This window comes from Sulfurimonas iocasae (assembly GCF_047716755.1).
Lineage (GTDB): Bacteria > Campylobacterota > Campylobacteria > Campylobacterales > Sulfurimonadaceae > Sulfurimonas.
Genome location: NZ_CP180409.1, coordinates 2,533,338 through 2,557,476 on the forward strand (window position 1 = coordinate 2,533,338; position 24,139 = coordinate 2,557,476).

A 24,139-nucleotide genomic window follows, 5' to 3' on the forward strand; every position below is an offset into this window, starting at 1 on the left:
ATCCTTATAATTTACAGATTGTAGCGATATTGATTTAAAACATAACTTAAGTAAAAAATGAAAATTATGTAATGACTCAATAAATATACCGATGCAAAGAGGTGTTGAGTCACTGAATGTTGCAGTAACTGCATCACTTATCGCTTTTATAAAGTAGAGAGTTTAAGGACTTAAGATATAGTACTTAATATCACTTAACTCTCGTTTATACTCACTACTTTTAAAATATTTATGTGTACGTGATGAAACCTTAGTTTTATTATGTACTTCACCTAAAGTCACACTATCATCAAGCACCTTTTCTAACTTATAACTCTTATATTTTTTCACTATGTCCTTATTACTTCCATGACAGAGTCTACACTCATTTGCATAAACCCTTTTACCATTAGCAAATATTTTATTCATATCTTGTGTCACTCTATAGGTAATCTTATAGGCTTTATTTGAGTAGGCTTTACCATCACTTATCTTAAAAGAGAAACTTGCATAGTTTTTTGCATAACCACTAACTTCTGTAGAAAACCTAAGTTTTTTAGCATCTATATCTTTTTTAGATATTTTTTGAGCCTTTTTAACTTTTACCCATTTCTTACCATCAAGAAACTCTAAAGCTCCTCTTGTTGCTACTTTTGTAATCTTAATATTTTTGTATTGACTACCACTCTCTACATCTTTAAATCTAAAATCCGATGAGTCTACTATTTTTGAGCTCCCCTCTACTATTACTATTGTTTTACTAGAGGCTTTTGGCGTGTCATTAACTGAGGTAACTTTATATTTTATTGTATTAGCTACTTTAGAATAATCTTTTCCATCACTTACCATAAAAGCAAAACTTGAATATTTATTACCATGCGTATTTATAGCTGGTTTAAATCTCAACCTTTTAGCCTCTAAATCTTTTTTAGAAATGACTTGTTTTAAAGTGACTTTTTTCCATTTTTTTGCTTTTAAGTACTCTAGGGAACCTCTGTTTTGTAGCTTTGTGATTTTTATATTTATCAATTTATCAGAAGCATCTTTATCACTAAATGCAAAGTGGGCAGAATCAAGTATATGTGAACTATCTTCTTTTATTGTAACTATCTTATCGGCGGATGTTGGCAATATATTTGTTGGGGGTTGTACCTCAACTTCTACAGGTTTCACAATCTTTTGAACAGGAACTACTTTAGCTACGGGTTTTGGATAGGTTTTAGGAGTTTCAACTGGTAAAAAAATAAAATATCCCAAGAGGACAATTAATAGAGTGAGTAATATATTCATAAGTAAGCCATGTGTTAAATTTACAATAGATACTACATTAGATTTTCTTATATCAATATTAATTATTTAACAGTAGGGCATTTCTCTTTATTATCAGAATTTTTATCTCCATTTTTTGCAAAACGTAGAACAAAAGCTTTAATGTATTTAAACTTCTTTTTGTATCTCTCACTCTTAAAATACTCATTTACATCTCTAATCTCAGGGCTATTACTTTTAGCATGTATATCTATAAGTTTTTTGCCCTCATCAGCTATAATTTCATTCCAGCATTCTATAGTGTACTGACTCACAAAAAAACTACTCCTTTTATGACATGAACGACATTTTTTAAGATACTCTTTTTGACCATTGAAATATGGAACTGTTTTAGCAAAGATTGATGACGAAAAAACAACAGATAGTAAAACTGATATTAACATTAAGTTTTTCATCTAATTACCTTTTTTAATTTAGGCTAATGATATATTATAAATTCTAATAAAGTGCTTAAGATTTGTAATATTTACTATTGTTGGTTTAAATTATTTTACATGTACAAAATCACACCTAGGGAGAGATGAGTGCTATACTCTTTAAATAACTAAAAAATATTTAAATTTTCCTCAAAATTTTATCTAAAATGCTAGTAGATAAAACTCTTTTAAATCCACCAAGCAGATGAGTAGCAAAAGTGTTGTAGTATCTTGGTTTTGGTTTTTTAGCTTCAAGTGCATGAAGTATATTTTTTATAACAACATCAGAGTTTTTTGTAAATATATCGCTATCTTTCTCTTTTACTGTGAGTAGCTCTTCATTGTACTCTCTCTCAAAAACACTTCCTTTTGAGACTACATTTTTTTTAAACATCTTTATGGCATTTTTTCTAAAGTCTGAGCGAATTGGTCCTGTGTTTATAGTACAAACATGTATATCTGTCTCCATAAGCTCTAAGCGAAGTGTGTCACAAAGTCCCTCGATAGCATATTTTGAAGCGTTATAGGCTCCTCGAAAACGAAGTGAAATAATTCCTAAAACAGAGGAGTGCTGAATGATTCTTCCATAACCTTGTCTGCGCATGATTTTTATGGCTTGAGAGGTTAGCTCGTGAAGTCCAAAGAAGTTAGTCTCAAACTGCTCTCTTAAAACATCGGTAGTTATATCTTCCACTGCTCCAGGTTGTCCGTAGCCTGCGTTGTTAAAGAGTGCGTAAAGCACTGCTTCATCTTTTGTTATCTCATTTAAAACTCTTGAAATATCATCTGCAGAAGTCACATCAAGAACATAAGCGTCTAAACCCTCTTCTTGAAGCCTTTTTACATCCTCTGCATCTCTAGCAGTCGCATAAACCTTATAGCCATTTTTATGAAGGTAGTGAGCGGTGTCATAGCCTATACCGCTAGAGCAACCTGTTATAAGTATGTTTTTTTTCAAGAAGTCATTATCTCGTAAGGTCTTCTTATCTCGCGGATTACCTCATCCACACTCATATTACGTGATTTGCGAAAAAACTCTTTGCCATCTAGGTAAATCAATATAGTAGGAATTGCAAATACATTAAAATGTGGAGCAATTTCCTCACTTTGCGAGATATCAACACTCTCTACTTTAAAGTCGGGGAAGTTTGCATTTAAGGCGTCAAGAAGTTTAGGTTTTAGTGCGTGACATACATTACAGCTTGGTGCTGAGAAGTAAACCATTACAGCCATATTTTCTTTTATAGTATTATTTATATTTTCAATTGTTTGCATTGATACTAATCCTAGTGAAATACCACTACTTTAAATAAAAAATAAGCTATTAGCTACAAGGCAAATCGTTGCAGGACTAATTGATTAATCTAAAAAGATTTAACGATGCTAGATGATAGCTTATTTTTTACCCGAAGGGCGAACATATTGTATCATATTGCTTCGTTAAAAATCCTTGAAACTACTCGTAGTTCCTACGGAAGTTTGCCTTACACTACGACACAATATGCTCGTTTAAAGAAGTAGTATTTCGCTAGGATTAGTATGAAAATTATATTATAATTTGCTTATGAGTTCAATAATATTTTCAATTCTCGGTATATATATTTTTATTGTTATGGGCTTCATCGCAAAGATGAGTTTTAAAGAGCAGATTGACGATAAGACGATTACCCTTATAAATGTATATTTTCTTCAAGTGTTTTTAACTTTTTGGGGACTTCTTATCCGCCCTATAGACATCACACTTCTCTACGCTCCTAGCATCTACCTTGGCATTGTAGTCGTACTTTTGATAGTCTCAGCCTTAGTTGCTAAAAAACTTTTCTCATCCCAAAAAGAGTACTCTATAGCAACAGTTGCAGCGCTCATAGGAAACACAGGAAATCTTGGCATCCCGATAAATATAGCCATATTTGGCGAAGAGTCTATTCCCTATACGACCGTTGTAAACCTTGTTAATGTTTTTGTGGTCTATACTGTAGGTGTTTTTTACTACTCACGTGGAAGCTTTGATACCAAGACCTCTTTGCTAAACATCGTAAAACTTCCTATTCTTTGGGCAGCAATTTTAGCGATAGCTCTTAGCATCTATGGTTACAAACCATCAGGTGTAGTTCTAAATACTCTAATGATGGGAGCTTATGCATCTATGACTATGCAACTCTTTTTATTTGGCATCTATCTTTACGGAACAAAAATTCAAGAGATTAGTAAGACTTTGGTTATTTGGGTTTTAACATTTAAGTTTCTTCTACTTCCTGCTATCGCTTTTTTAGTTCTAATAAACATAGAACTCGACCCTATAATAAAAGGGATCATTTTTATAGAACTTATGATGCCCCTCGCCGTTGCAAATGTAAATCTTGCATCTCTATATGATTGTAGCCCGAGAGTTGTAACTGCTTTAGTCTTTATTTCATCTTTTGTTTTCTTGGGAGCTATATTTGTGGCTGTAGAAGTTTTGACTTATTTGTAAAGCTTAAAAATTTTAATCTTTAGAATCACTTATTTTAATTTCTTTTTCTGTATAAAAATCAACTTTATCAAGTCCTATTATTTTGATTTTTTTAGAAGAATTTAAATCTGTAAGTATTACTGAACTATTATTGTTTAATAATAAGCCCCAACTTTCATTTCCTATTTTCGCAATAGTTTTAAAATTACCTTTTTGCATATATTGTGCTTCAGAAAAACCAAACATAGATACCACAATTAGGAGATTTATAGGAGCTGAGACAATCCAAGTAATACTTGAAAGAATACTTTTTTTTTCTGATAAAGCTTGAACAATTTCTGATATTTCTAAAAAAAGAAACGATGCACTTGAAAGTATCAATACATAAAATAGAGATACTGAATATATTTCCTTATACTGGAAAAAAGCTATCGATAAAAACTCAATCATAATAAGGATTGAAAGATTTCTTTTAATGTTTTTTTGAAAATTATTTCTAAGTTTTATGTGGTCAGAAAATCCGAGAATAAATGCAATAAAAACAATACCTGATGTAGATAATCCAAAAGTTAACAATGTTTTATACTCTATATAGTTAATTAGCCATAAATTATCTATTGACCATAAAAATGTTGATATGCGTATATAGCCAAACAGTATAGTTATTGTTGTAAGGACAATTAAATATGAAAAAGCATTTTTAAAAAAGTCTAAAATTATTTTATAATTATTTGCAATACTATTATTTTCCATATACATTAGAGAGTGTAAATCTAACTGTGTAAACCTTAAAAATTAAATTTATTTGATATAGTCATCAAGTGAATTATTTATAAGGATTTACATATGAGTTTAATAAACCACGAAGAGCTAAAAAAACAAATTAAAGATGGTACATTTACATCTTTAGATGATATAACCAACGAGTTTAAGAATATACTTAGAGAAGTTATTCAGACAGCTTCTTCAGAAGAACTAACTTCACATCTAGGTTATGAAAAGCATCAACCCTCAGATACTCCAAACTACCGTAACGGCTACAATGATAAAAAAATAAACTCAAAGTATGGTCAATTTGATGTTTCTATCCCCAGAGATAGAGAATCTACATTTGAGCCACAACTGGTAAAAAAGAGAGAAGTACTTTTAGATGGCAGTGAAGACCTTATTCTTTCACTCTATACCAAAGGTATGAGTGTAAGAGATATACAGCATCATCTTGATGATTTATACGGCTATGAACTCTCTGCTCAGACGATCTCAAACATTACTGAAAAGGTTATTGAAAAAGCAAATGAGTGGCAGTCTCGTCCACTAGAACCTATTTATCCCATTATCTTTATGGATGCTACAGTGCTAAAGATAAGAGTTGATAGAGTTGTTAAAAATATAGCAGCTTATATAATGCTAGGAATAACGCTTGAAGGCAAAAAAGAGATTATTGGTATTTGGATCGGTGAGAATGAAACTTCTAAATATTGGCTTACGGTTTTAAATGATATCCAAAAGCGTGGAATACAAGATGTTCTAATCTTCGCAATAGACGGTTTAAACGGCTTCAAAGAAGCCATCCAAGCCGTTTATCCTAAAGCAGAGATACAAAGATGTATCGTTCATCAGATAAGAAGCTCTTTGAAGTTTGTTTCTTGGAAAGATAGAAAAGCAGTTGCTAAAGATTTAAAATCTGTATACTCAGCGCTCAATGAAGAAGATGCTCAATTAGCTCTTACTGAGTTTAATGATATCTGGGGTAAAAAATATCCAAATATCACCCTCTCTTGGACAAATAATTGGAATGAACTTTCTACTTTTTTCAAATATCCAAATTCAGTTAGAAAATTAATTTATACAACTAACCCTATAGAATCACTAAACGCAACTATAAAAAGAAAGACAAAATCTAAAGGCTCATTTCCTACTATAGAATCTGCTTTTAAGATGCTATATCTTGCTACTCAAGAGCAACAAGAAAAATGGAAAGCTAACAGCATTAGAAATTGGTATGAGATTTATCCTCAACTTAGTATCTTTTTTAGCGAAATTGTGTCAAAATATACTAAGTGATTTAGGAATAGAAGGTGGGTTTACACAGTTTATTTTACGGTCTCATACATTACTCCGATAAGTTGTTTTACTGTTAAATTTTTATTTAATTGTACTATATAATTATCGTAAAGTAATTTTAAAACATCTTCATATTTATCATCACCTATCTTGACAAGTTCCTGAAGCATCGTGACTGCCACCGCCATATTTATACATTAGCAGTATCGTAAAATCACAGTACAAACAAGACTATTATATCACTTCTTGTGATTAAACGAAACTTTTACTTATAGCTTATTGACTTCTAATTTATAATAATTTTAGTTATATTTCAATGTTATTAAAGTTAATCTGAATAAGTTTAATTCTTTTTCAAATCAATGTAGGCAAGTTTGCGAATCCAATCATTAAACTTGATATCATTTTTTATGCAATAAGTTGCAAAAGTCTTTAACTCTTCTGGAGTTACCATCAACTCTACTTCTACGAGTTTTTTATTTTCTTTGATTAGAGTTTCTATGGTTTTATACTCTTTCATGATGAACAACTTAACTTAATATTTTTAGATTCTATTGGAGCTAGTTTGCAAAGACGCTCTAACTCTTTATGTTCATCAAAAGGAGCAAGTGCTACAACTAAAAGCTCCTCTATCATAGTAAAGTCATGCTCTTGTGCTTTTTCTATAGCTTCTTGTAGGATGTGGTTTTTCAAAATATATTTCGGATTTACGCTTAGCATCTGAATGTGTCTTTCTTTATCAGAGAAACTCTCTTTTTTAAGTCTTTCATCATAAGCATCCAGCCATTCACTAAGCGGAGTTTGAAATACTGCCATTTCTAAGATGCTTTTTTTATCTCCATCATAGTGAGAGAGTGTTCTAAAAAAGAGAGTATAGTCTATAGTTGCACTCTCTAAAGAGCCCAGCATCCACTTAAAGAGTTCTATATCTTTCTCATCCCTCTCATAAATTCCCATCTTTTTGTACATAATGCTTAGATACTCTTTTTCATACGTAGAACCAAAAGTCTCCTCTAAAATTTTTAAAGCTCTATCATGATTTACTATGGACGATAGTGCAACTGCAAGTTTTTGCAAGTTCCAGTGAGCGATGCCTGGTTGGTTTTTAAAACTGTAGCGACCATCTACATCTGTATGGTTACAAACATATCCAGACTCATAATCATCCAAAAATGCAAAAGGTCCGTAATCTATAGTTCGCCCATCTATTGACATATTATCTGTGTTCATAACTCCATGATTAAAACCTACGCTCTGCCACGAAGCAATCGTTGTCGCTGTATTTTTTACTATCTCTTCATACATCTTCACATACATTCCCTCTTCATCTTTTAAATGTGGGAATGACTCATCTATAACATAGTCTGCGAGTTTTTGAACCTTGTCATGGTCGCCTCTAAAGTTAAAGTACTCAAATGTGCCAAAACGAACCCAAGTCGGAGATAGACGAAGAACTATAGCGCCCTTTTCTCTTTCCTGTCTTGCTACATCCGTTTCACTTCCAATAAGAGCCAATGCTCGTGAAGTAGAGATGCCAAGACCATGCATCGCTTCACTCATTAGATACTCACGGATAGATGAACGTAAAACTGCCCTGCCATCTCCCATACGAGAGTAAAGTGTAAGACCTGAGCCTTTAAGTTGTAAGTTTTGGCCATTTACCTTACCAAGATTTATAGCACGCCCATCTCCAAGCCTATAAACAAAATGACCAAATTGATGACCTGCATAACACATGGCAAAAGTATCTGAACCTTCCAGTTTATACGTTCCATTTACTATATCTACTAGATTTTCATCTTTAGTTATATCCTCATCTACTCCTAAGAGTTTTGCGGCATCCTTAGATGCAGAGATAAGAAAAGGATTTTTCAGTGGTGTCGGTTCTACTTCATCAAAAAATATAGAATCAAGTTCTCTGTATGGAGTAGTAAGTTTTAATTGTGATAGTTTCATACTTATGTTTTAACATTAGACTTATTAAAAAAACCTATGTAAAAAAAATAAACTTTTTTCTGTAGAGTGATTTAAGGAAAGTTTATTACACTACCAACATGAATAAATCACTACAGATGGTATATAATTACCACGAAACTACTAAACATGCACAACATCGTTATGCGAAATCTCTTGGCTTTATGGATTGGGCTACACAACCCGATCCATTTAGAGTTTACAATGGTGCAGAAGTTTTAAAGCTTCCTCTAGCAATAGAGAACAAAACTCCCCCTTATCATCTACTAGATGCACAACTACCCTCAGCTCCTATTGTAAAAGAGTCTATCTCTCAGCTTTTGCAGTTTTCTATGGGGCTTGCTGCCTACAAAGAATCAGGTGGGAGTTCTTGGGCAGTTAGATGTAACGCTTCTAGCGGTAATCTTCATCCGACTGAAGTCTATGTAATTTTACCCCCTCTTTTAAAAGAGCAAAATAAAAAGAGTTGCACTTTTCACTACACGCCAAAAGAACATGCTCTTGAGACTCTTGCAAGTTTTGATACTTCGTTTTGGGACAAACTGCCAGAACACAGTTTTCTCGTAGGATTATCTAGCATCTCTTGGCGTGAAGTTTGGAAGTATGGAGAGCGTGCATTTCGCTATACTCAGCTAGATGCCGGACATGCATGGCAATCTTTTGTAGTATCTGCGAAGATGCTGGGATGGAAAATCACTAGACTCGATAGTGTAAGCGATTCTGACATATCTACTCTTTTAGGACTATCTCAAGAGAAAAGGTTTTTCGAATCAGAAAAACCAGATATGCTTTTTGTAATCTCTACTCAAGAGGTTAATCCCTCAATATCTATAGATGGACTAATAGAAAGTGTTCCACTAAAGTTTGAGGGAATAGCAAACAAACTAAGTCCAACTATGCAAAAATGGGATATCATCCCAGCTATAGAAGACGCGACTTCAACTCCTCATATAGCTCAACAAACAACTCCAAAGAGCAGCCTTATCAGAACTCCAAGCAGGGAGTCTAAGGATGTAGTTCTTAGCAGAAGAAGCGTTCATATGATGCAAAAAGATATCTCCACTATTACAAAAGAGCAGTTTCATATAATCTTAAAAAGTGTAGTTTCATCTCAGGATGCAAAAGAGAACTCAGCTCACTTAGCAATCTTTGTCCATCAGATCGAAGATTATGAATCAGGTCTTTACATACTTATACGAAACGAGAGAGACAAAGAAGAGTTACGCAGACAGATGCATGATGAATTTAAGTGGAACCAAACAGAGTTAGAAAACTTATATTGTCTGCAGACTGAAGATTTTACGATGACTTCCAAAGCTATTAGTTGTAGTCAAAACATTGCCAGTGATGGGGCATTTTCTCTTGGTATGCTGTGTAATTTTTCACAGCAACTACAAGAGTACGGTGCACACAGATACAAAGAACTATACTGGGAGTGTGGAGCCATAGGTCAACAACTATATCTTGAAGCTACTTCTATGGGATTATCTGGAACCGGTATAGGATGTTTTTTAGATGATGATATGCATAGAGTATTGGGACTTAAAAACAATCGTTTTCAAATTTTGTATCATTTTACTGTTGGTCGTGGTTATGTGGATAGTCGAATTATGACCAAACCTGCGTATGAGAGCTAAACTACTTGTTAACTTTCCAAGAATATCCATATCTATCCATATGATATTCTTGATTTTGTTGTTCTAACACTTGACGTTCATTATCAACAAAAATCAAAGAGATAGAGAAGATAAAAAAATCAATCAATATTACAATTAATACAATTTTCAATCTAATATCTCCCTTTATTTAAATCATTATAATTATTTTATTTTCTCTAAAATAGAATCTACTGAGAAACCAAACTTCTCAAACAACTGGCTTGCTGGAGCAGATGCACCGAAGCTGTCCATACCAATAACAGTATCGGCAAATCTATACCATTCTAAACCACGAGCCGCTTCAATGGCTACAGTTTTAGTTCCCTCTTTTATGATAGACGAGATGTAAGATGCATCTTGCTCAATGAAAAGGTCATAACAAGGAACTGAAACAACATTTACAGGTACATCCATACCGTTTAGTGTCTCTTTAACTTTTAGAGCAAGTTCAACTTCACTTCCACTAGCCATAAGAGTAATAACTGCATTTTCATCAGTCGCAAGTAAGTAACCACCTTTTGAAATCTCACCAGCTACAGGTATTGGAAGAACTGCAAGGTTTTGACGAGAACATACAAATGCCGATGGAGATTTGCTCATCTCTAAAGCCACTTTCCAAGCCTCTACATTTTCAGCACCATCTGCAGGTCTCCAAACGTAGAAGTTTGGAAGTGCACGAAATTGAGATAAGTGCTCTATTGGCTGGTGAGTCGGACCATCTTCACCTACACCGATACTATCGTGAGTCCAGATAAAGAACTGTTGGATGCCAGTAAGTGCTGCGATGCGAGCAGCTGGTTTTAGGTAATCTGAAAATACAAAGAATGTAGCCGAGAAAGGTAAAAGCGGACCATAAAGTGCCATTGCATTTACAATAGATGCCATTGCGTGTTCACGAATACCGAAGTAGATATTTCTACCTTTTGGATAAACACCCATGTCATTTAGGTTTGTTTTGTTTGACGGACTAAGGTCAGCAGAACCACCTAAGAAACTTGGAACTCCTCTAGCAATAGCATTCATGATTTTTCCGTTTGTACTACGAGTAGCATCTGCTTTGTCAAACACAGGGTAATCAATACGAGAAAAATCAGGATTTTGAAGTGCTGCAAGAGCTTCGTTTTGCTCCATCAATGGAAGAGTCTTTTGTCTGTGAATCCATTCTCGTTCTAACAAATCACCATCTTCAATAGCGCATCTAAATCTAGCCATAACATCCGCGTCAACAAAGAACTTTTTCTCTGCATCAAATCCTGCATCAGTTTTAGCTTGAGCTATAACATCTTCACCCAACGGAGCACCATGAGAATGGTGAGAGCCTTCAAGTTTCCCAGCACCTTTAGCTATGATAGTGTTTGCTATGATAATAGTCGGTTTAGTGTTTGACTTTGCAGTAGTAATAGATGCATCTATCTCATCAAAGTTATGACCGTCACACTCTAAAACATCCCAGCCTTGAGATTCAAAACGCATACGGATATTTTCACTAATGCTTAAGTCAGTAGAACCTTCGATAGTAATGCGGTTTGAATCGTAGATAAGGATTAAGTTGTCAAGTTTGTTGTGTCCAGCGATAGAACAAGCCTCATAAGAGAGACCCTCTTCTAAATCGCCATCGCCACATAAACAGTAAACATTATGATCAATCAATTCTGCTGTCTCAGAATTTACCTGAGCGCCAACAAATTTTGAAGCCATAGAAAAACCAACAGCATTAGCAATACCTTGACCTAGAGGGCCAGTAGTAATCTCGATACCTGCTGTGTGACCATACTCTGGATGCCCTGGAGTTTTAGAGTCTAGTTGACGAAAGTTTTTTAAATCCTCTACTTCAAGACCATATCCCCAAAGATAATAAAGAGAGTAGATAAGACCTGTTGCATGACCACCTGAAAAAACTAATCTGTCACGGTTTAACCAGTTAGGATTCTTAGGGTTGTGGTTTAAGTGTTCACTTAAAACTACAGCAATATCTGCAAGTCCCATTGGTGCACCTGGGTGACCAGAATTTGCCGCTTGAACCATATCTGCTGCTAAAAATCTTATTGAATCTGCCATCTTTTGACGCATTACATTACTCATATTTGAATTGCCTTATTTTAGTTTTTATGTCTATTTATATATTTTATTAGTAGTGGAGACAACTCATTTTGTAAGTTCTCATCAAAACTACTCAACTCTTGTGTTAATTCATTCGCCAATGCGTTGGCTTCATTCATTGCCTCATCTAAACCTAAAATAGTTACAAAACTATTTTTATCTTCATCATTCCCTGTTAGCTTTCCAGCTTCTGCAGAACTTTGTGTGACATCTAAAATATCATCTTGGATTTGGAAAAGAAGCCCAAGTTTGATTCCAAAGTCGTAAAGCTTTTCACCTACTTCTTCTTTGCCAACTATGATAGCACCCATCTTTAGAGATGCTGCTATAAGTTTTGCTGTTTTATTTATATGAAGAACTTTTATATCTTCAATTTTAAGTGGTTTGTTTTCAAAATAACAATCAATTGCCTGACCTAAAACCATTCCGTTTAGTCCACCGTTTTTAGCTAGTTCTTGTATTAGCTTTACTCTTGTGTAGTCTGAAAAAGGTGCTTGACTTAAAACTTCAAACGAGTAAGTATTTAGAGCATCTCCAACAAGTATTGCTGTTACTTCATCATAAAGTACATGCAGTGTCGGTTCTCCACGACGAAGTGGCGAATCATCCATAGCGGGTAAATCATCATGAATCAGCGAGTAAGTATGTAGTAACTCAACAGCATAAGCAGCGTGTCTTGCACTGTCTAACATAAGTGAGTTATACGCACTGACAACACCTAAAAGAAGAGCAGGTCTAAACCTTTTTCCACCAGCGATTAACATCTGTGATAGAGCTTTTTCATAACTAGGATGAATACTCTTTGATGTCGGTAAATTCTCTAATAAAAAGGCTTCAAAATTTTGCATATGAAATTATATATATACTCTCGTTAAATGCTGATTAATCTTTAGAACTCTTTAGCTTGCCTTCAATATTTACAAAAAATTGAAAGCTATCTCTCTCAAACAAAAGAGACGCAAAATATTTAAAATCACTTATATGTTCTCTTATGTCAGCTATATTTCTTACCTTTTTACCATTTACTTGCATAAGTCTATCTCCAACTATAAGTCCATAGCCCTCAAACTCATTAGCAATTTTTAAAATACTCAGATTAGGACTAAAGTAAATCCCTTTTTGTTCTAAAAAGGTATCACTTATATGACCACCACCATATCTTTTTTTAGTCTTTACTTTAAAATTTAAATATTTTGATTTTCTTTTTAGTTTAACGCTGTGCTTAGTACCTATACTCGAGAATAATATTTTTTTCATTAAATCAGCAGAGTTATAAACTTTTTTACCATCTATACTTACAATAACATCACCTATTAAAAATGGATTATCTTCGATAAATGGATTTACTCTGTGTATAACAACAGCTTTGTTTTTATCTCTGACTCTTATTCCTATATCACCATAAGTGCTTCTCTTAGACTTTAAAAACCTCTCTATATAATCTTTTTCAATTATTCCCTGAGGTGTTACAATTCCCTCTAAAGCACAACAGCTGTTCAATAAAAGAGATGGTGTGTAAACTTTTTCACTAAATGTAGCAAAACTGTTCAGACCAATTTGTCTCTTTTTAATTCTGCCTTCTATTGCTCTATTTTTATCTACAGAAGCTACACCAAGCGAGAGATGATTATTTATTTTAAAGGGATATTTAAATTTTTTTCTATCTTCTATAAGATATAAGGAAAGAAATGGATCGTGTTTTATAACTTTTGCATTTGGAAGATATTTTGAATAAACAAGTTTTTTATTTTTTAAGATAGGAATTTGTATAGAATTATTTTTAATAGCTTGAGAATGAGTGATTTTAAGTTTACAAGAGTCATATCCACCTTTACAGGCAAATAAATTTAAAAGAAGAAAGTTTAGAGCTAAGAATAGCCTAAACATTTATTTTGATCCAAAAGGGTTCATTCCGCCCATTCCACCTAGCATGCCCATTGCACTATTTTGCTGGTTTTGTTGAACCATTTTATTGGCATCGCTTATCGCACCCATAAGTAATATTTGAAGAGAGTCTTTATCATCCATAAGCGAGTCATCAATTGTCAAATCAATTACTTCACCTTTTCCGTTAACACTCAATTCTATCATTCCTCCGCCACTTTTTACATTAAAAGTTTTAGATTCAAGTTCAGCTTGAAGTTTGGCAGCATTTTCTTGCATACCTTCAAGCATTTTACTCATATCACCCATATTTCCGAACACTAGATACTATCCGCAACATAATCAATATCGTTATTATCATCTAAGATAACAACTTTTGGTTTATAAGTTTCAAGGTCTTTCTCATCATAAGTCGCATATGCAACAATAATAACCTTATCACCTTTGTGAACTTTTCTTGCAGCTGCACCATTCAAGCAAATATCTCGTTTACCGCGTTCACCTAATATAATATATGTAGAGAATCTCTCACCATTGTTGACATTTAAAATCTCAACTTTTTGTCCAACCCTCATCTTTGCAGCTTCTAAAAGCTCTTCATCTATTGTAATAGAACCAACATAATTTAAGTTGGCATCTGTAACAGTAGCACGATGTATTTTGCTGTACAACATTTCTATAGTCATCTATTTTTCCTACATTCCCATCTGTTTTTTCATATCAGCTGGAGAAATTGGCTCATCCCACTGCTCTGAATCGATTACATATTCAGAAACTACATTTCCACCAATAATATGTTCTGCCACTATTCTATCAATTTTTTCTTTAGTAAGACCTGCATACATAACATGTCCTGGTTCAACTAGCATTACTGGACCTGAAGAACAACGATTCATACAAGAAGTACGAATTGGTTGAACTGTTCCCATGATTCCTTCTTGCATTAACTTAGTTGCAAGATGCTGAAAAAGGTCTTGAGTTTGTGGTGTGACACATGATGGTTTTGGCATACCTGGAGGAGCTGATTGCTCACACTTAAACATGTAAAATGCTGGTTGAGGAATTCCCATATAAATTATCCTTAGATTTTTAACGGAATTATAGCAAAAATATAAATATAAAACCTCATTCACAAAAACAAGTTTAAATATTTAAGCTTTGTAGCAACTATTTAGCTATAATTCAAACTATAAATTTAAACAATCATAAGGTCAATAATTTGAAAAAGATTTTACTATTTTCTCTACTAATTACATCTCTATACTCAGAATCTACACTATACATCGGTGTAGGCGCCGGTTATATGCACGAAACATTTTCAGACGTTGCTGGTACTACTAATACAGCTGAAATGGGAAAACTAAAGGTAGGTTATGGAGATAGAGAAGCTTACGCTATAGAGTTTTCGTTAGACTATCTTAAAAATGACACAAAGGTATTTTCAACAACAGGAAAAGATAGTGACAAGTTTGGGATGAATGTTGAACTGGTTAAAGGATTTGACTGGAATACTATTATAAATCCTTACTTTAAAGCTGGATTTGGTGCCGGTTATTTTGATGTAAATAGTGCTGAACAAAGTTCTATAAACTACAGTAGCTTTAATCTTGGTCTTGGTTTCTTTATTCCAATCAATGAAGATTTAGATATTGAAGTAGGTTATGACTACAAATATGTATCTTATGAAAAAGTCTCAGCAACAAGCGATGAAATAGACTCACACATAAATGGTGCTTATATAGGGATTAACGTAAGATTTTAAGGGGAGAATAGCAAATGAACTTGCACGATATCCAAGATAGAATTTTAATTCTTTGTCCATTTATAAAAGAGATAGTCGTTACTATAGAAAATGGGCATCCTTTTGCATTTATCTATCCTAACTTTCAAACATTAAAATCCGAACATATTATTAATATAGAGAGTGAAATCCGCTGGTACGGAGTAGAGCTTTATAACATGGAAGTAGAAGAATCTCAAAAGATTCGAGGCTATTTTATCTCTACTCATCCTTTGGAAAAAACAGCTTCTGGAGAATTTGATACAACTGCAATAAAAAAACTTTTGAATAAAACACAACAAAGTCTGCAAATTTCTGAAGATGAACCTAGTGACAATCTTTACCAAACTATAAAATCATATCTCTGCACAATGAGCGATGCGATTATTTTACCATCTTCACATCTAGAGCTAGACTTAAGACTAGATTCACTTGATTATGTAGAACTATTTGTATTTATTGAGCATAGTTATGGGGTTAAGATAGATGAGAAGGTATTCTCTAACATTATGACTATGCAAGAGTTATATGAATATATTAAAGAGCATAAAGAGTACATCACTCCGACTAAGATAGAGTGGGAAAATATATTAAAAGAAGAACATGATGAAAAGCTTATTTTCTCTCCTTTTATCATGTTTACATATAAAACTATTCTCTTGCCCTTTTTCAAACTCTTTTTTAGACTTGAAGTAAAAGGTATTGAAAATATTCCAGACACTTCTTGTATCATTGCTCCGACACATCAAAGTATGTTAGATGGTTTTCTTATTGAAGCTACTCTTCCCTATTCTATTTTGAGGAACACTTTCTTTCTTGCATTTAAACAAGTTTTTGGAACAACTTTTTTCAATCCAATCGCCAAATATGGTCAATCAATCCTAATAGATGCTAATATAAATTTAAAAAACACTATGCTGCACGCATCTCTGCCTCTGAAAAAAAAGAAAAACTTAGTAATTTTTCCAGAAGGTGCAAGAACCAGAGATAGAAAGTTACTGGAGTTTAGACCATTCTTTGCTATGCTCTCAAAAACACATAATGTACCTATAGTCCCCGTAATAATAGACGGTAGTTTTGAAGCACTTCCAAGTGGGAAAATCTTTCCAAGACCTAAAAAAATTAAACTTACATACCTAAAACCCATTTATCCTGGTAATATGAGTTATGATGAACTTACAGAGTTTGTAAAAAAAACTATTGAGGATGAGATGTGAGTTTCTTAGAGCTCTTTAAACGAGAAGGTCTCATAGGAGCGCATAGAGGTTCACGCTCAATTCGCCCTGAAAACACTCTTTCTGCTCTTAAAGAGAGCGTAGGACATTGCGACTTTATAGAAGTTGATGTACAGTTAAGCAGTGATAAAGTCGCCGTTATCATGCACGATGAAACGCTAGATCGCACTACAAACGTAAAAGAGAAAGAAGCTTATAAAACACGCGCTCCATATAAGCTTTCAGATTTCAGTTATGAAGAACTGTCAAATCTTGATTATGGAAGTTGGTTTTATACTAATGAAATAAAGCCTGAACCACTACTTACTTTAAAAATAGTATTAAAATTTATAAAAGAGAATCAACTATATCTAAATATAGAGATAAAAGATTTGCATAACTCTTTTAGTGATCAAGACGTTGTATCAATTATACTTGAGGAGATAAAAGCTTCTAAAACACAGAAGTTTATTCTTATATCTTCTTTTAGACATGAGTATTTGCAACTATTTAAAAAGATAGAGCCAAGTATACCTACAGCTGCACTAGTTGATAGTGAGCATCCAAAAGACCTTGTAAAGTATCTAAAATTATTGAATGTAGATGCTTATCACTTTAATGATAAACTTGTAGATAAAAAAATAGTTAATATATTAAGAGATGCTGGTTTTTACATAAATATATATACTGTTAACGATTCTAAAAGGCGTCAACAGTTATTTGATATGGGAATAAATGGAGTTTTTACTGATTATTTGTAGTAATTAGTTGATATGTAGAAGTTCTCTAACAACTTCTCTATCATCAAATGGCAATTTTTTATCATATATTAACTGAAAAGCTTCATCACCCTTTCCTAGTATAACAACAACCTCTCCCTCTTCTTGGTCATCAAGTGCCATCTCTATAGCTTTTCTTCTATTTAACTCAATACTAACGATACTTCTATCCTCAATACCCTCTAAGATATCATCGACAATTGCTTGTGGATCTTCATTTCTTGGATTATCACTTGTGACATAAACTTTCTTTGCTAAACTAGCTGCAACCCTACCCATTAAAGGTCTCTTTTGTCTGTCTCTATCTCCACCAGCTCCAAATACAACTAAAAGTTCTTTCTCTTTTAGAGCATTTAAAACCTGTTGCATACCATCTGGAGTATGAGCAAAATCAACTATAACATTTGGAAGCTCACAAACCTGCTCCATTCGACCACTTACACCAGCAAAGTTATCTACAACTTCAACTATCTTCTCTAACTTCTCTTCAACCAACAAATCAACCGCACCAATAGCAGCCATTAAATTATAAAGGTTGAAAAAACCATGAAGTGATGATGTAAATGGGACTACCTCTTGAAAGTGCTGAATAATACCACTAGATGCATCGTTCAATGAATATGCCATAAGTTTATATGATGCATTGTTTTCTATGCCGTACGTAAAAGTATTTTTGATATTGAATGCTGCTTTTGGCTCATCTTTATTTATAAGCTTTTTGCTTTCATCTTGAAAAAAACTATTTTTTACAGCGATATATTCACCAATAGTTTTATGATAGTCTAAATGGTCTTGTGTGATATTAGTAAGTATTTTTAACTCAAAATTCAGACCCTCAATACGCTCTTGAACTATTGCGTGAGAACTCACTTCCATAATAAAAAATTCACATCCTGCTTCTACTGCTTGGTAAATGTGCTTATAAGTATTTAATGCACTTGGGGTTGTAAGAGATTTACCCTCCACAACTTCATCGTTCATAAAAAAACCACGTGTTCCCTGCATCGCAGTTTTATGGCCTAAATCAAGCAAAAAAGAGTAGATTGCACTAGCTGTTGTAGTCTTTCCGTTTGTTCCTGTAATTCCAACTATTTTAATTTTATCAATACCAAATAGTGAAGCAATTTCTTTGATGTTAATTATTGAATGTGCATCATTGTCTTTGGCATCTTGAAGGTATTTTTTATTTTGAGCACTTAGAACAAATGCCGTATCTGCAGAGCACTCAGAAGAGTTTTCTGTTATGTATTTATACGCTTGATTTGGTAATTCAATTTTCACTTTTTTTACTCTTTGCCAACTTTTTAAGTAGTTTTCTTAGTAACTCGTCACTAGGATAAACACTAAGTGCATTTTCTAAGTAAGTAAGTGCCATTTCTGCAAAACCATGTTCAATAAGGTTTTCTAAAAAATCTATAAAATCTTCTTTTTGAGTAATTATCACACGTGTCGAAAACATGATATTCTCAAAAGTCTCTTTAAACCCTGCACCCTTATCTAAAATGGCTTTAAAATCTTGATAAAGTATTCCATCTTCAAATTCTAATTTTTCACGTAAAGGTTCTGCAAATATTTCACTAAGTTTATCCGTATTTCCATCCATAGTCTGTAAGATGTCTCTCATAATATTATCTGCTGATTCTTTATCTTCATCTTTTAATATTTCATAATAATCAAATAATGCTTCAGCACCACCCTCACCACTCAGAGCCATTTCAGAAAGAATCACACCATTATATGCCTCTTTTGAGTTAGGGAAGTCTTGCAAAACTACTGCAAACTTTTCTAATGCATTTTTATACTCTGATTTACTAAAGGACTCTTTAGCTTGTGATAGCGTTTTATGTTTACTGATAGCGTTCATTTTTTTCACTTGTTTTAAAGATTATCTATATCGTTTTCCATACCTGCAGGTACATTTATAACAATTAGTTCTGGATGTATATCCATTTTAAGTTGTCTTTCTACACCATACTTTAGTGTACTTCCGCTACTTGCACATCCTATACATGCACCTTTTAACTGAACATAAACATTTCCATTTTTTACAGTTATAAAGTCTATATCTCCACCGTCTAATGCTAATGAAGGACGAATTTTATCTATCGCAACTTGCACAGGATTCATTAACTCTTCGTCACTGAATGGAATCATCTATTCTCCTTTAAGTATTCTATGTACATAAAATATGACAAAATCGCTTAACAAGTCATAAAAAATCAAATTACCTTATTATTTTTAGTCTTTTAAGGATAAAACTTCATGTATATAGCTTGGTTTTCTCATCCCTACAAGTATATAGTCTATACTATCTATTTGCATTAGAAATCTTAAAGAACATTCTTGCATAGTTGAATCACACTCTTTGAAAAACTCTTTTAACTGAGTTCTTGTGTTTTTAGAACACTCATGAAGAACCATTTTTCTATACTCTATAAAAAACAGATCTATAAAGTTAAGCATAGTTTCTTTATTTTTATCATCTATAACATCTAAAGAAGTTCTCATATGGGGAATAATCTGAGCATAAAAGAAAGAGTCATAATCACCAATCCAACCAAACTTATGCTTTGAAGCATCTAACTCTTCTAGAAGATTATAAAGTGGTCTTAGCATCTCATTGTCACAAACTTCAAGCAGTTCATTTAAATGATGGTAGTACTCTTTTGGCTCATCATAGTCAGCTAATCTATACATTAGTTTTTCATGTTGGGCATTAAGTGGTCTGTTTACTAAAACTCTTAGTCCATTCTCTTTTGCCCATGAAGCACACTTTAGACCTTCATGCTCTAAAATATTAATCGGTAGCTGAATTGTTGTAAAACTATGTGTATCATTTCCAACTTCTTCAGATGCTCTATCTGCTATTGTTATAAGATCTTCATAAGGTAAAAACTCATCAGAGTTCTGATTTTTGGAAAAACTATTAGAGCTTATTCCATAAGAAGTTATTCTTGCATTTTTAACTTCCTCTTCAAGTGCTACAAAAGCTCTGTAGAGTCGTCTATACATCTCATCAAGTCTGTCATCTTTATCAACTTTTTTGTTAATAGCATCTAGGAGATAGTACTCCGGATTATGTAATAAAAAACAGTCTAACCTCTCTATTTCAAGACGTTTTAGAGACTCTGTCAATTGATCTTGTATAAAAGATTTTGAGATAGAGTGAAAACAATCTTTAGAAAATTCTACAACTTCTTCAAAAGGCTCATCTTTATGTCTGTGCATATTAACACCTTGGATATATCCAACCTTGCTAACTATCTCTACTCTTGTCTTTACATTTTCGTCAAACTCTCTAAATGCTAAAGCTATTGCTCTCTCAGCTCCACCATCCATATAGTTAGAGGATGTGTCTATCATCGTTATTCCAGCTTCTATAGCTTCTTTTAATGCTTCTATATGTTGAGGATTGTAATCACTTATTCTATAAGTTCCAAATGCGAAATTACTCATTTTGTCTCTCTTTGTATTTAAAGTATTTTAGAATTGGGAAGTTGAAGGATTTTGGGCGAAAGCCCAAATAAGATATCGAATGTAGTTGTTAAACTAATTCAATAAATGCCATAGTAGTTGCGTCACCACGACGAATACGAGTTCTAGTAATTCTAGTATATCCACCAGCACGATCAACGTACTTAGGAGCTATTTCGTTTACTAAAGTTTTAGTTGCTTCTTTACTTTGAAGCGCAGCGAATACTGATCTGTGAGCGTTAGAGTCATTCTTACCAGCAATTGTGATAAGTTTTTCAACGTATGAACGTAACTCTTTAGCTTTGATAGCAGTAGTTTCAATTTTACCATGTTCTATTAACGAAATACTAAGGTTCTTAAGTAAAGCAGCACGGTGTGCACTTGTACGACTTAGTTTACGGTATCCATGACGATGTCTCATCTCTTATTCCTCTGTTAAGCCTGTGCGGCTTCTATTTTCTTTTTTAATGCACTAATTACATCATCTGCAAGATCGGCTCCAACTGCAAAACCAAACTCTTGCAATTTATCTACGATCTCATCATATGATTTTTTACCTAGATTTTTAACATTCTTAAGGTCATTTTGACTCATTAATGCTATCTCACCTATTAGTTTAATACTTGAGCGATCAAGACAGTTAAAACTTCTTGCACTTAAACCTAAACTATCAATATGAGTTACTAGCTTTTTAAGATCAGGGTTTTCTTCAACACGTTCGATAGTTGTTGTAGCTTTTATACTAATCTCTGAATTAAATACAGCTAATTGAGCATACATAACTTCTAATGAGTTTTTAAATGCATCTAATGGAGAAATTTGTCCATCAGTTCTAATATTTAAAATTACTCTTTCAAAGTTAGGATTGTCTTCTACAAGAACATTCTCAATTTTGTAAGTTGCACTACGAACAGGAGTAAAATAAGCATCTAGTGCTATATATCCATCTTCTAGTTCATCGTGAGTATCTTCACTTGGAACATAACCGATACCTTGTGCAATTTTAATCACAAAGTTTAAGTTAGAGTCCTCATTAAGAGTTGCAAGTGGAGCGTCTGGTGTTACCACTTCAACTTCATCATTGCCAAGGTCTGCACCTTTGATAGTACATGGACCAGCAAAGCTGTAGCTTATTTCTGCTTCAGAAGCTTCATCTTTAAGCTTAAAGCGAATCTCTTTAAGGTTTAGGATAAAATCCGAAATATCTTCAAGCATACCACGTACAGAGTCAAACTCATGCTTAGCCCCTTCGATTTTAATAGCAATTGGTGCGTAACCAACTGAACTACTTAATAAAAAACGGCGAAGTGGATGAGCCAAAGAGATAGCATAACCTGTTTCAAAAGGGTATGCCATAATGTTAGCTTCATTCTCACTAATCTGTTCTACCTCAAATTCTTGAGGAGCAAGTGGAGTAGTTTTAATTTTTTTCATTCTCTAACGCCTTTTATTAACTATTATTTCGAGTAAAGTTCAACGATTAAACGCTCTTCTACAGGTATAACAACTTCTTCACGTTCAGGTAAACGAGTAAAGATTCCAAATACTTTATCAGCATCGATATCAACCCATGGAGCTAAACCAGTTTGATTAGTTAATTCCATAGCACGAACAATTTGATTGTTTTTCTTGCTTGATTCACGAACTTCGATTTTCTGACCAGGTTTAACGCGGTAAGAAGGAATATCTAGTTTTTTGCCATCTACAAGTAGGTGACCGTGAGTAACAAGTTGACGAGCAAAACGACGAGTTGAAGCAAAGCCCATTCTGTAAACTACATTATCAAGTCTGCTTTCAATTAAAGTAATAAGGTTAGTACCTGTATTTCCTTCTCTTCTTTTTGCTTCAACAAATAATGCACGGAATTGCTTCTCAGAAACACCATACATGAATTTTGCTTTTTGCTTTTCATTAAGTTGTAAACCATACTCAGAAACTTTCTTACGACGCTGACCATGTTGACCAGGACCATAAGGTCTTTTTTCTAATGCAGATTTACCTGCTAAACGACGTTCACCTTTTAAGTTAAGGCTTACACCGAATCTTCTTTCGATTTTTTCTACTGGACCTCTATATCTTGCCATCAGTAATCTCCTTAAACTCTACGACGCTTAGGTGCGCGACAACCGTTGTGTGGTAATGGTGTAACATCTTTCATAAATGTAACACGAATGCCTTCGATTGCACCAACAGCTTTAACAGCTGTTTCACGACCTGAACCTGGACCTTGTACTTTAATACCAAGATCTTTAATACCATGAACCTGTGCTTTTGCTACTGCATCTTCAACAGCTGCTTGAGCCGCGAATGGAGTAGATTTTTTAGAACCCTTGAAACCAAGGCTACCAGCAGAACTCCAAGCAATCATATTACCCATTTCATCTGTAATAGTTACAAGTGTATTATTGAATGATGCAGCGATATGAACGATACCACGTGCAATATTCTTTTTTACTACTTTTTTTCTAACAGCTTTTCTTTTTGCCATTCGTTAATCCTTATGCTGCGCCGACAGTTTTACGTTTACCCTTACGAGTACGCGCATTTGTCTTTGTTTTTTGACCACGACATGGAAGACCACGACGGTGACGAAGACCTCTGTATGAACCTAAATCCATAAGTGCCTTAATATCCATAGCAACTTTCTTACGTAAATCACCTTCAACCATATGGTTGGCACGGATTTCCGCAGTAATAGCTGCTACATCTGCTTCGTTTAATTCGAAAACTCTTTTGTTATAGTCAATGCCTGTCGCGTCTAAAATTAGACGAGAAGCATGTAAACCAATACCATAGATGTATGTTAGACCATACTCTACTCTTTTCTTTTTAGGTAAATCTACACCAGAAATACGAGCCATGGTTATCCTTGTCTCTGTTTATGTTTTTTAACTTTGCAGATTACTCTTACAATGCCTTTTCTTTTGACAACTTTACAGTCATCACACATCTTCTTTACTGAAGCACGTACTTTCATTGAAAGCCTTTATATTAATCTCACAAAATCGCAACTAAGTTGCGTTTTCGCTCAGTCAC

At 33.7% G+C, this 24,139-nt stretch carries 30 protein-coding genes and 1 pseudogene; 7 read left to right on the forward strand and 24 right to left on the reverse strand.

Going from position 1 to position 24,139, the window contains the following annotated elements; translation table 11 throughout:
- Positions 1 to 61: 61 nt before the first annotated feature.
- A pseudogene (locus ACLHDE_RS12820) lies at positions 62 to 157 on the forward strand (23S rRNA (guanosine(2251)-2'-O)-methyltransferase RlmB); the annotation flags it as partial.
- Positions 158 to 162: 5 nt separating this feature from the next.
- Here the strand turns inward: ACLHDE_RS12820 and ACLHDE_RS12825 are convergent.
- The 4 genes from ACLHDE_RS12825 to ACLHDE_RS12840 form a co-directional block, all read right to left on the reverse strand.
- Positions 163 to 1,269 (reverse strand): cadherin-like domain-containing protein, encoded by a 1,107-nt coding sequence (locus ACLHDE_RS12825; protein ID WP_415396804.1) that lies wholly within the window; start codon positions 1,267 to 1,269, stop codon positions 163 to 165.
- Between the two features lie 62 nt (positions 1,270 to 1,331).
- Positions 1,332 to 1,703, reverse strand: a complete 372-nt coding sequence (locus ACLHDE_RS12830; RefSeq protein ID WP_415396805.1) for a hypothetical protein — start codon at positions 1,701 to 1,703, stop codon at positions 1,332 to 1,334.
- Positions 1,704 to 1,863: 160 nt separating this feature from the next.
- Complete coding sequence (locus ACLHDE_RS12835) at positions 1,864 to 2,682, reverse strand: SDR family NAD(P)-dependent oxidoreductase (protein WP_415396806.1); 819 nt, start codon at positions 2,680 to 2,682, stop codon at positions 1,864 to 1,866.
- A complete protein-coding gene (locus tag ACLHDE_RS12840; protein WP_415396807.1) occupies positions 2,679 to 2,999 on the reverse strand; it encodes a thioredoxin family protein in 321 nt (106 codons plus the stop codon). Before ACLHDE_RS12840 ends, ACLHDE_RS12835 begins: the two co-directional genes overlap by 4 nt.
- Before the next feature lie 289 nt (positions 3,000 to 3,288).
- Between ACLHDE_RS12840 and ACLHDE_RS12845 the strand changes: the two genes are divergently transcribed.
- A complete protein-coding gene (locus tag ACLHDE_RS12845) occupies positions 3,289 to 4,197 on the forward strand; it encodes an AEC family transporter (RefSeq protein ID WP_415396808.1) in 909 nt (302 codons plus the stop codon).
- Positions 4,198 to 4,209: 12 nt separating this feature from the next.
- Here ACLHDE_RS12845 and ACLHDE_RS12850 read toward each other — a convergent pair whose 3' ends face one another.
- The gene (locus ACLHDE_RS12850) at positions 4,210 to 4,929 is read right to left on the reverse strand and encodes a hypothetical protein (RefSeq protein WP_415396809.1); all 720 of its coding nucleotides are present in this window, start codon (positions 4,927 to 4,929) and stop codon (positions 4,210 to 4,212) included.
- A gap of 93 nt (positions 4,930 to 5,022) precedes the next feature.
- On the opposite strand from ACLHDE_RS12850, the gene ACLHDE_RS12855 reads away from it, so the two are divergent.
- The gene (locus tag ACLHDE_RS12855) at positions 5,023 to 6,240 is read left to right on the forward strand and encodes an IS256 family transposase (RefSeq protein ID WP_415396123.1); all 1,218 of its coding nucleotides are present in this window, start codon (positions 5,023 to 5,025) and stop codon (positions 6,238 to 6,240) included.
- A gap of 29 nt (positions 6,241 to 6,269) precedes the next feature.
- Here ACLHDE_RS12855 and ACLHDE_RS12860 read toward each other — a convergent pair whose 3' ends face one another.
- From ACLHDE_RS12860 to ACLHDE_RS12870, 3 genes are all read right to left on the reverse strand, one after another.
- Positions 6,270 to 6,428: a hypothetical protein gene (locus ACLHDE_RS12860; protein WP_415396810.1), complete on the reverse strand. Its 159-nt coding sequence runs from the start codon at positions 6,426 to 6,428 to the stop codon at positions 6,270 to 6,272.
- 155 nt (positions 6,429 to 6,583) lie between these two features.
- Positions 6,584 to 6,760 (reverse strand): hypothetical protein, encoded by a 177-nt coding sequence (locus ACLHDE_RS12865; protein ID WP_415396811.1) that lies wholly within the window; start codon positions 6,758 to 6,760, stop codon positions 6,584 to 6,586.
- Positions 6,757 to 8,196, reverse strand: coding sequence for a protein adenylyltransferase SelO (locus ACLHDE_RS12870; protein ID WP_415396812.1), 1,440 nt, complete (start codon positions 8,194 to 8,196; stop codon positions 6,757 to 6,759). Before ACLHDE_RS12870 ends, ACLHDE_RS12865 begins: the two co-directional genes overlap by 4 nt.
- A gap of 98 nt (positions 8,197 to 8,294) precedes the next feature.
- Here ACLHDE_RS12870 and ACLHDE_RS12875 point away from each other — a divergent pair, with 98 nt between their 5' ends.
- Complete coding sequence (locus ACLHDE_RS12875) at positions 8,295 to 9,851, forward strand: SagB/ThcOx family dehydrogenase (RefSeq protein WP_415396813.1); 1,557 nt, start codon at positions 8,295 to 8,297, stop codon at positions 9,849 to 9,851.
- 183 nt (positions 9,852 to 10,034) lie between these two features.
- Here the strand turns inward: ACLHDE_RS12875 and tkt are convergent, their stop codons facing one another.
- Genes tkt through ACLHDE_RS12905 form a run of 6 tightly spaced genes read right to left on the reverse strand, consistent with a single transcriptional unit; the run spans position 10,035 to position 14,926 of the window.
- Complete coding sequence (gene tkt / locus ACLHDE_RS12880) at positions 10,035 to 11,954, reverse strand: transketolase (RefSeq protein ID WP_415396814.1); 1,920 nt, start codon at positions 11,952 to 11,954, stop codon at positions 10,035 to 10,037.
- A gap of 17 nt (positions 11,955 to 11,971) precedes the next feature.
- Positions 11,972 to 12,820, reverse strand: coding sequence for a polyprenyl synthetase family protein (locus ACLHDE_RS12885; RefSeq protein WP_415396815.1), 849 nt, complete (start codon positions 12,818 to 12,820; stop codon positions 11,972 to 11,974).
- Positions 12,821 to 12,854: 34 nt separating this feature from the next.
- A complete protein-coding gene (locus tag ACLHDE_RS12890; RefSeq protein ID WP_415396816.1) occupies positions 12,855 to 13,859 on the reverse strand; it encodes a PDZ domain-containing protein in 1,005 nt (334 codons plus the stop codon).
- Positions 13,860 to 14,165 carry a YbaB/EbfC family nucleoid-associated protein gene (locus ACLHDE_RS12895; RefSeq protein WP_415398546.1) on the reverse strand — a complete coding sequence of 102 codons (306 nt, stop codon included), beginning with the start codon at positions 14,163 to 14,165 and terminating at the stop codon, positions 13,860 to 13,862.
- Positions 14,166 to 14,176: 11 nt separating this feature from the next.
- Positions 14,177 to 14,542: an aspartate 1-decarboxylase gene (gene panD, locus ACLHDE_RS12900; RefSeq protein WP_373036773.1), complete on the reverse strand. Its 366-nt coding sequence runs from the start codon at positions 14,540 to 14,542 to the stop codon at positions 14,177 to 14,179.
- A 9-nt stretch (positions 14,543 to 14,551) separates the two neighbouring features.
- Entirely contained in the window at positions 14,552 to 14,926 is a 375-nt protein-coding gene (locus tag ACLHDE_RS12905) for a (2Fe-2S) ferredoxin domain-containing protein (RefSeq protein WP_415396817.1), read from the reverse strand.
- A gap of 149 nt (positions 14,927 to 15,075) precedes the next feature.
- On the opposite strand from ACLHDE_RS12905, the gene ACLHDE_RS12910 reads away from it, so the two are divergent.
- From ACLHDE_RS12910 to ACLHDE_RS12920, 3 genes are read left to right on the forward strand one after another with little or no spacing between them, the layout of a single operon-like run.
- Positions 15,076 to 15,618 (forward strand): outer membrane protein, encoded by a 543-nt coding sequence (locus ACLHDE_RS12910; protein ID WP_415396818.1) that lies wholly within the window; start codon positions 15,076 to 15,078, stop codon positions 15,616 to 15,618.
- Positions 15,619 to 15,632: 14 nt separating this feature from the next.
- Positions 15,633 to 16,853, forward strand: coding sequence for a 1-acyl-sn-glycerol-3-phosphate acyltransferase (locus tag ACLHDE_RS12915; protein WP_415396819.1), 1,221 nt, complete (start codon positions 15,633 to 15,635; stop codon positions 16,851 to 16,853).
- Positions 16,850 to 17,611, forward strand: coding sequence for a glycerophosphodiester phosphodiesterase (locus ACLHDE_RS12920; protein ID WP_415396820.1), 762 nt, complete (start codon positions 16,850 to 16,852; stop codon positions 17,609 to 17,611). Before ACLHDE_RS12915 ends, ACLHDE_RS12920 begins: the two co-directional genes overlap by 4 nt.
- A 3-nt stretch (positions 17,612 to 17,614) precedes the next feature.
- Here ACLHDE_RS12920 and ACLHDE_RS12925 read toward each other — a convergent pair whose 3' ends face one another.
- From ACLHDE_RS12925 to rpmJ, 10 genes are all read right to left on the reverse strand, one after another.
- Complete coding sequence (locus tag ACLHDE_RS12925; protein ID WP_415396821.1) at positions 17,615 to 18,910, reverse strand: UDP-N-acetylmuramoyl-L-alanyl-D-glutamate--2,6-diaminopimelate ligase; 1,296 nt, start codon at positions 18,908 to 18,910, stop codon at positions 17,615 to 17,617.
- Positions 18,900 to 19,493, reverse strand: a complete 594-nt coding sequence (locus tag ACLHDE_RS12930; RefSeq protein WP_415396822.1) for a hypothetical protein — start codon at positions 19,491 to 19,493, stop codon at positions 18,900 to 18,902. Before ACLHDE_RS12930 ends, ACLHDE_RS12925 begins: the two co-directional genes overlap by 11 nt.
- Positions 19,494 to 19,507: 14 nt before the next feature.
- Positions 19,508 to 19,783: a NifU family protein gene (locus ACLHDE_RS12935; RefSeq protein WP_415396823.1), complete on the reverse strand. Its 276-nt coding sequence runs from the start codon at positions 19,781 to 19,783 to the stop codon at positions 19,508 to 19,510.
- Between the two features lie 84 nt (positions 19,784 to 19,867).
- Positions 19,868 to 21,085 carry an aldo/keto reductase gene (locus tag ACLHDE_RS12940; RefSeq protein WP_415396824.1) on the reverse strand — a complete coding sequence of 406 codons (1,218 nt, stop codon included), beginning with the start codon at positions 21,083 to 21,085 and terminating at the stop codon, positions 19,868 to 19,870.
- Between the two features lie 88 nt (positions 21,086 to 21,173).
- Positions 21,174 to 21,524: a 50S ribosomal protein L17 gene (gene rplQ, locus ACLHDE_RS12945; protein WP_415396825.1), complete on the reverse strand. Its 351-nt coding sequence runs from the start codon at positions 21,522 to 21,524 to the stop codon at positions 21,174 to 21,176.
- A 14-nt stretch (positions 21,525 to 21,538) separates the two neighbouring features.
- Positions 21,539 to 22,537 carry a DNA-directed RNA polymerase subunit alpha gene (locus ACLHDE_RS12950; protein ID WP_415396826.1) on the reverse strand — a complete coding sequence of 333 codons (999 nt, stop codon included), beginning with the start codon at positions 22,535 to 22,537 and terminating at the stop codon, positions 21,539 to 21,541.
- 23 nt (positions 22,538 to 22,560) lie between these two features.
- Positions 22,561 to 23,187, reverse strand: a complete 627-nt coding sequence (rpsD, locus tag ACLHDE_RS12955; protein WP_008339077.1) for a 30S ribosomal protein S4 — start codon at positions 23,185 to 23,187, stop codon at positions 22,561 to 22,563.
- An 11-nt stretch (positions 23,188 to 23,198) separates the two neighbouring features.
- Positions 23,199 to 23,591 carry a 30S ribosomal protein S11 gene (gene rpsK / locus ACLHDE_RS12960; RefSeq protein WP_415396827.1) on the reverse strand — a complete coding sequence of 131 codons (393 nt, stop codon included), beginning with the start codon at positions 23,589 to 23,591 and terminating at the stop codon, positions 23,199 to 23,201.
- Between the two features lie 10 nt (positions 23,592 to 23,601).
- Positions 23,602 to 23,964, reverse strand: coding sequence for a 30S ribosomal protein S13 (gene rpsM / locus ACLHDE_RS12965; protein WP_373004768.1), 363 nt, complete (start codon positions 23,962 to 23,964; stop codon positions 23,602 to 23,604).
- A gap of 2 nt (positions 23,965 to 23,966) precedes the next feature.
- A complete protein-coding gene (gene rpmJ, locus ACLHDE_RS12970; protein WP_011371958.1) occupies positions 23,967 to 24,080 on the reverse strand; it encodes a 50S ribosomal protein L36 in 114 nt (37 codons plus the stop codon).
- Between the last annotated feature and the right edge of the window lie 59 nt (positions 24,081 to 24,139).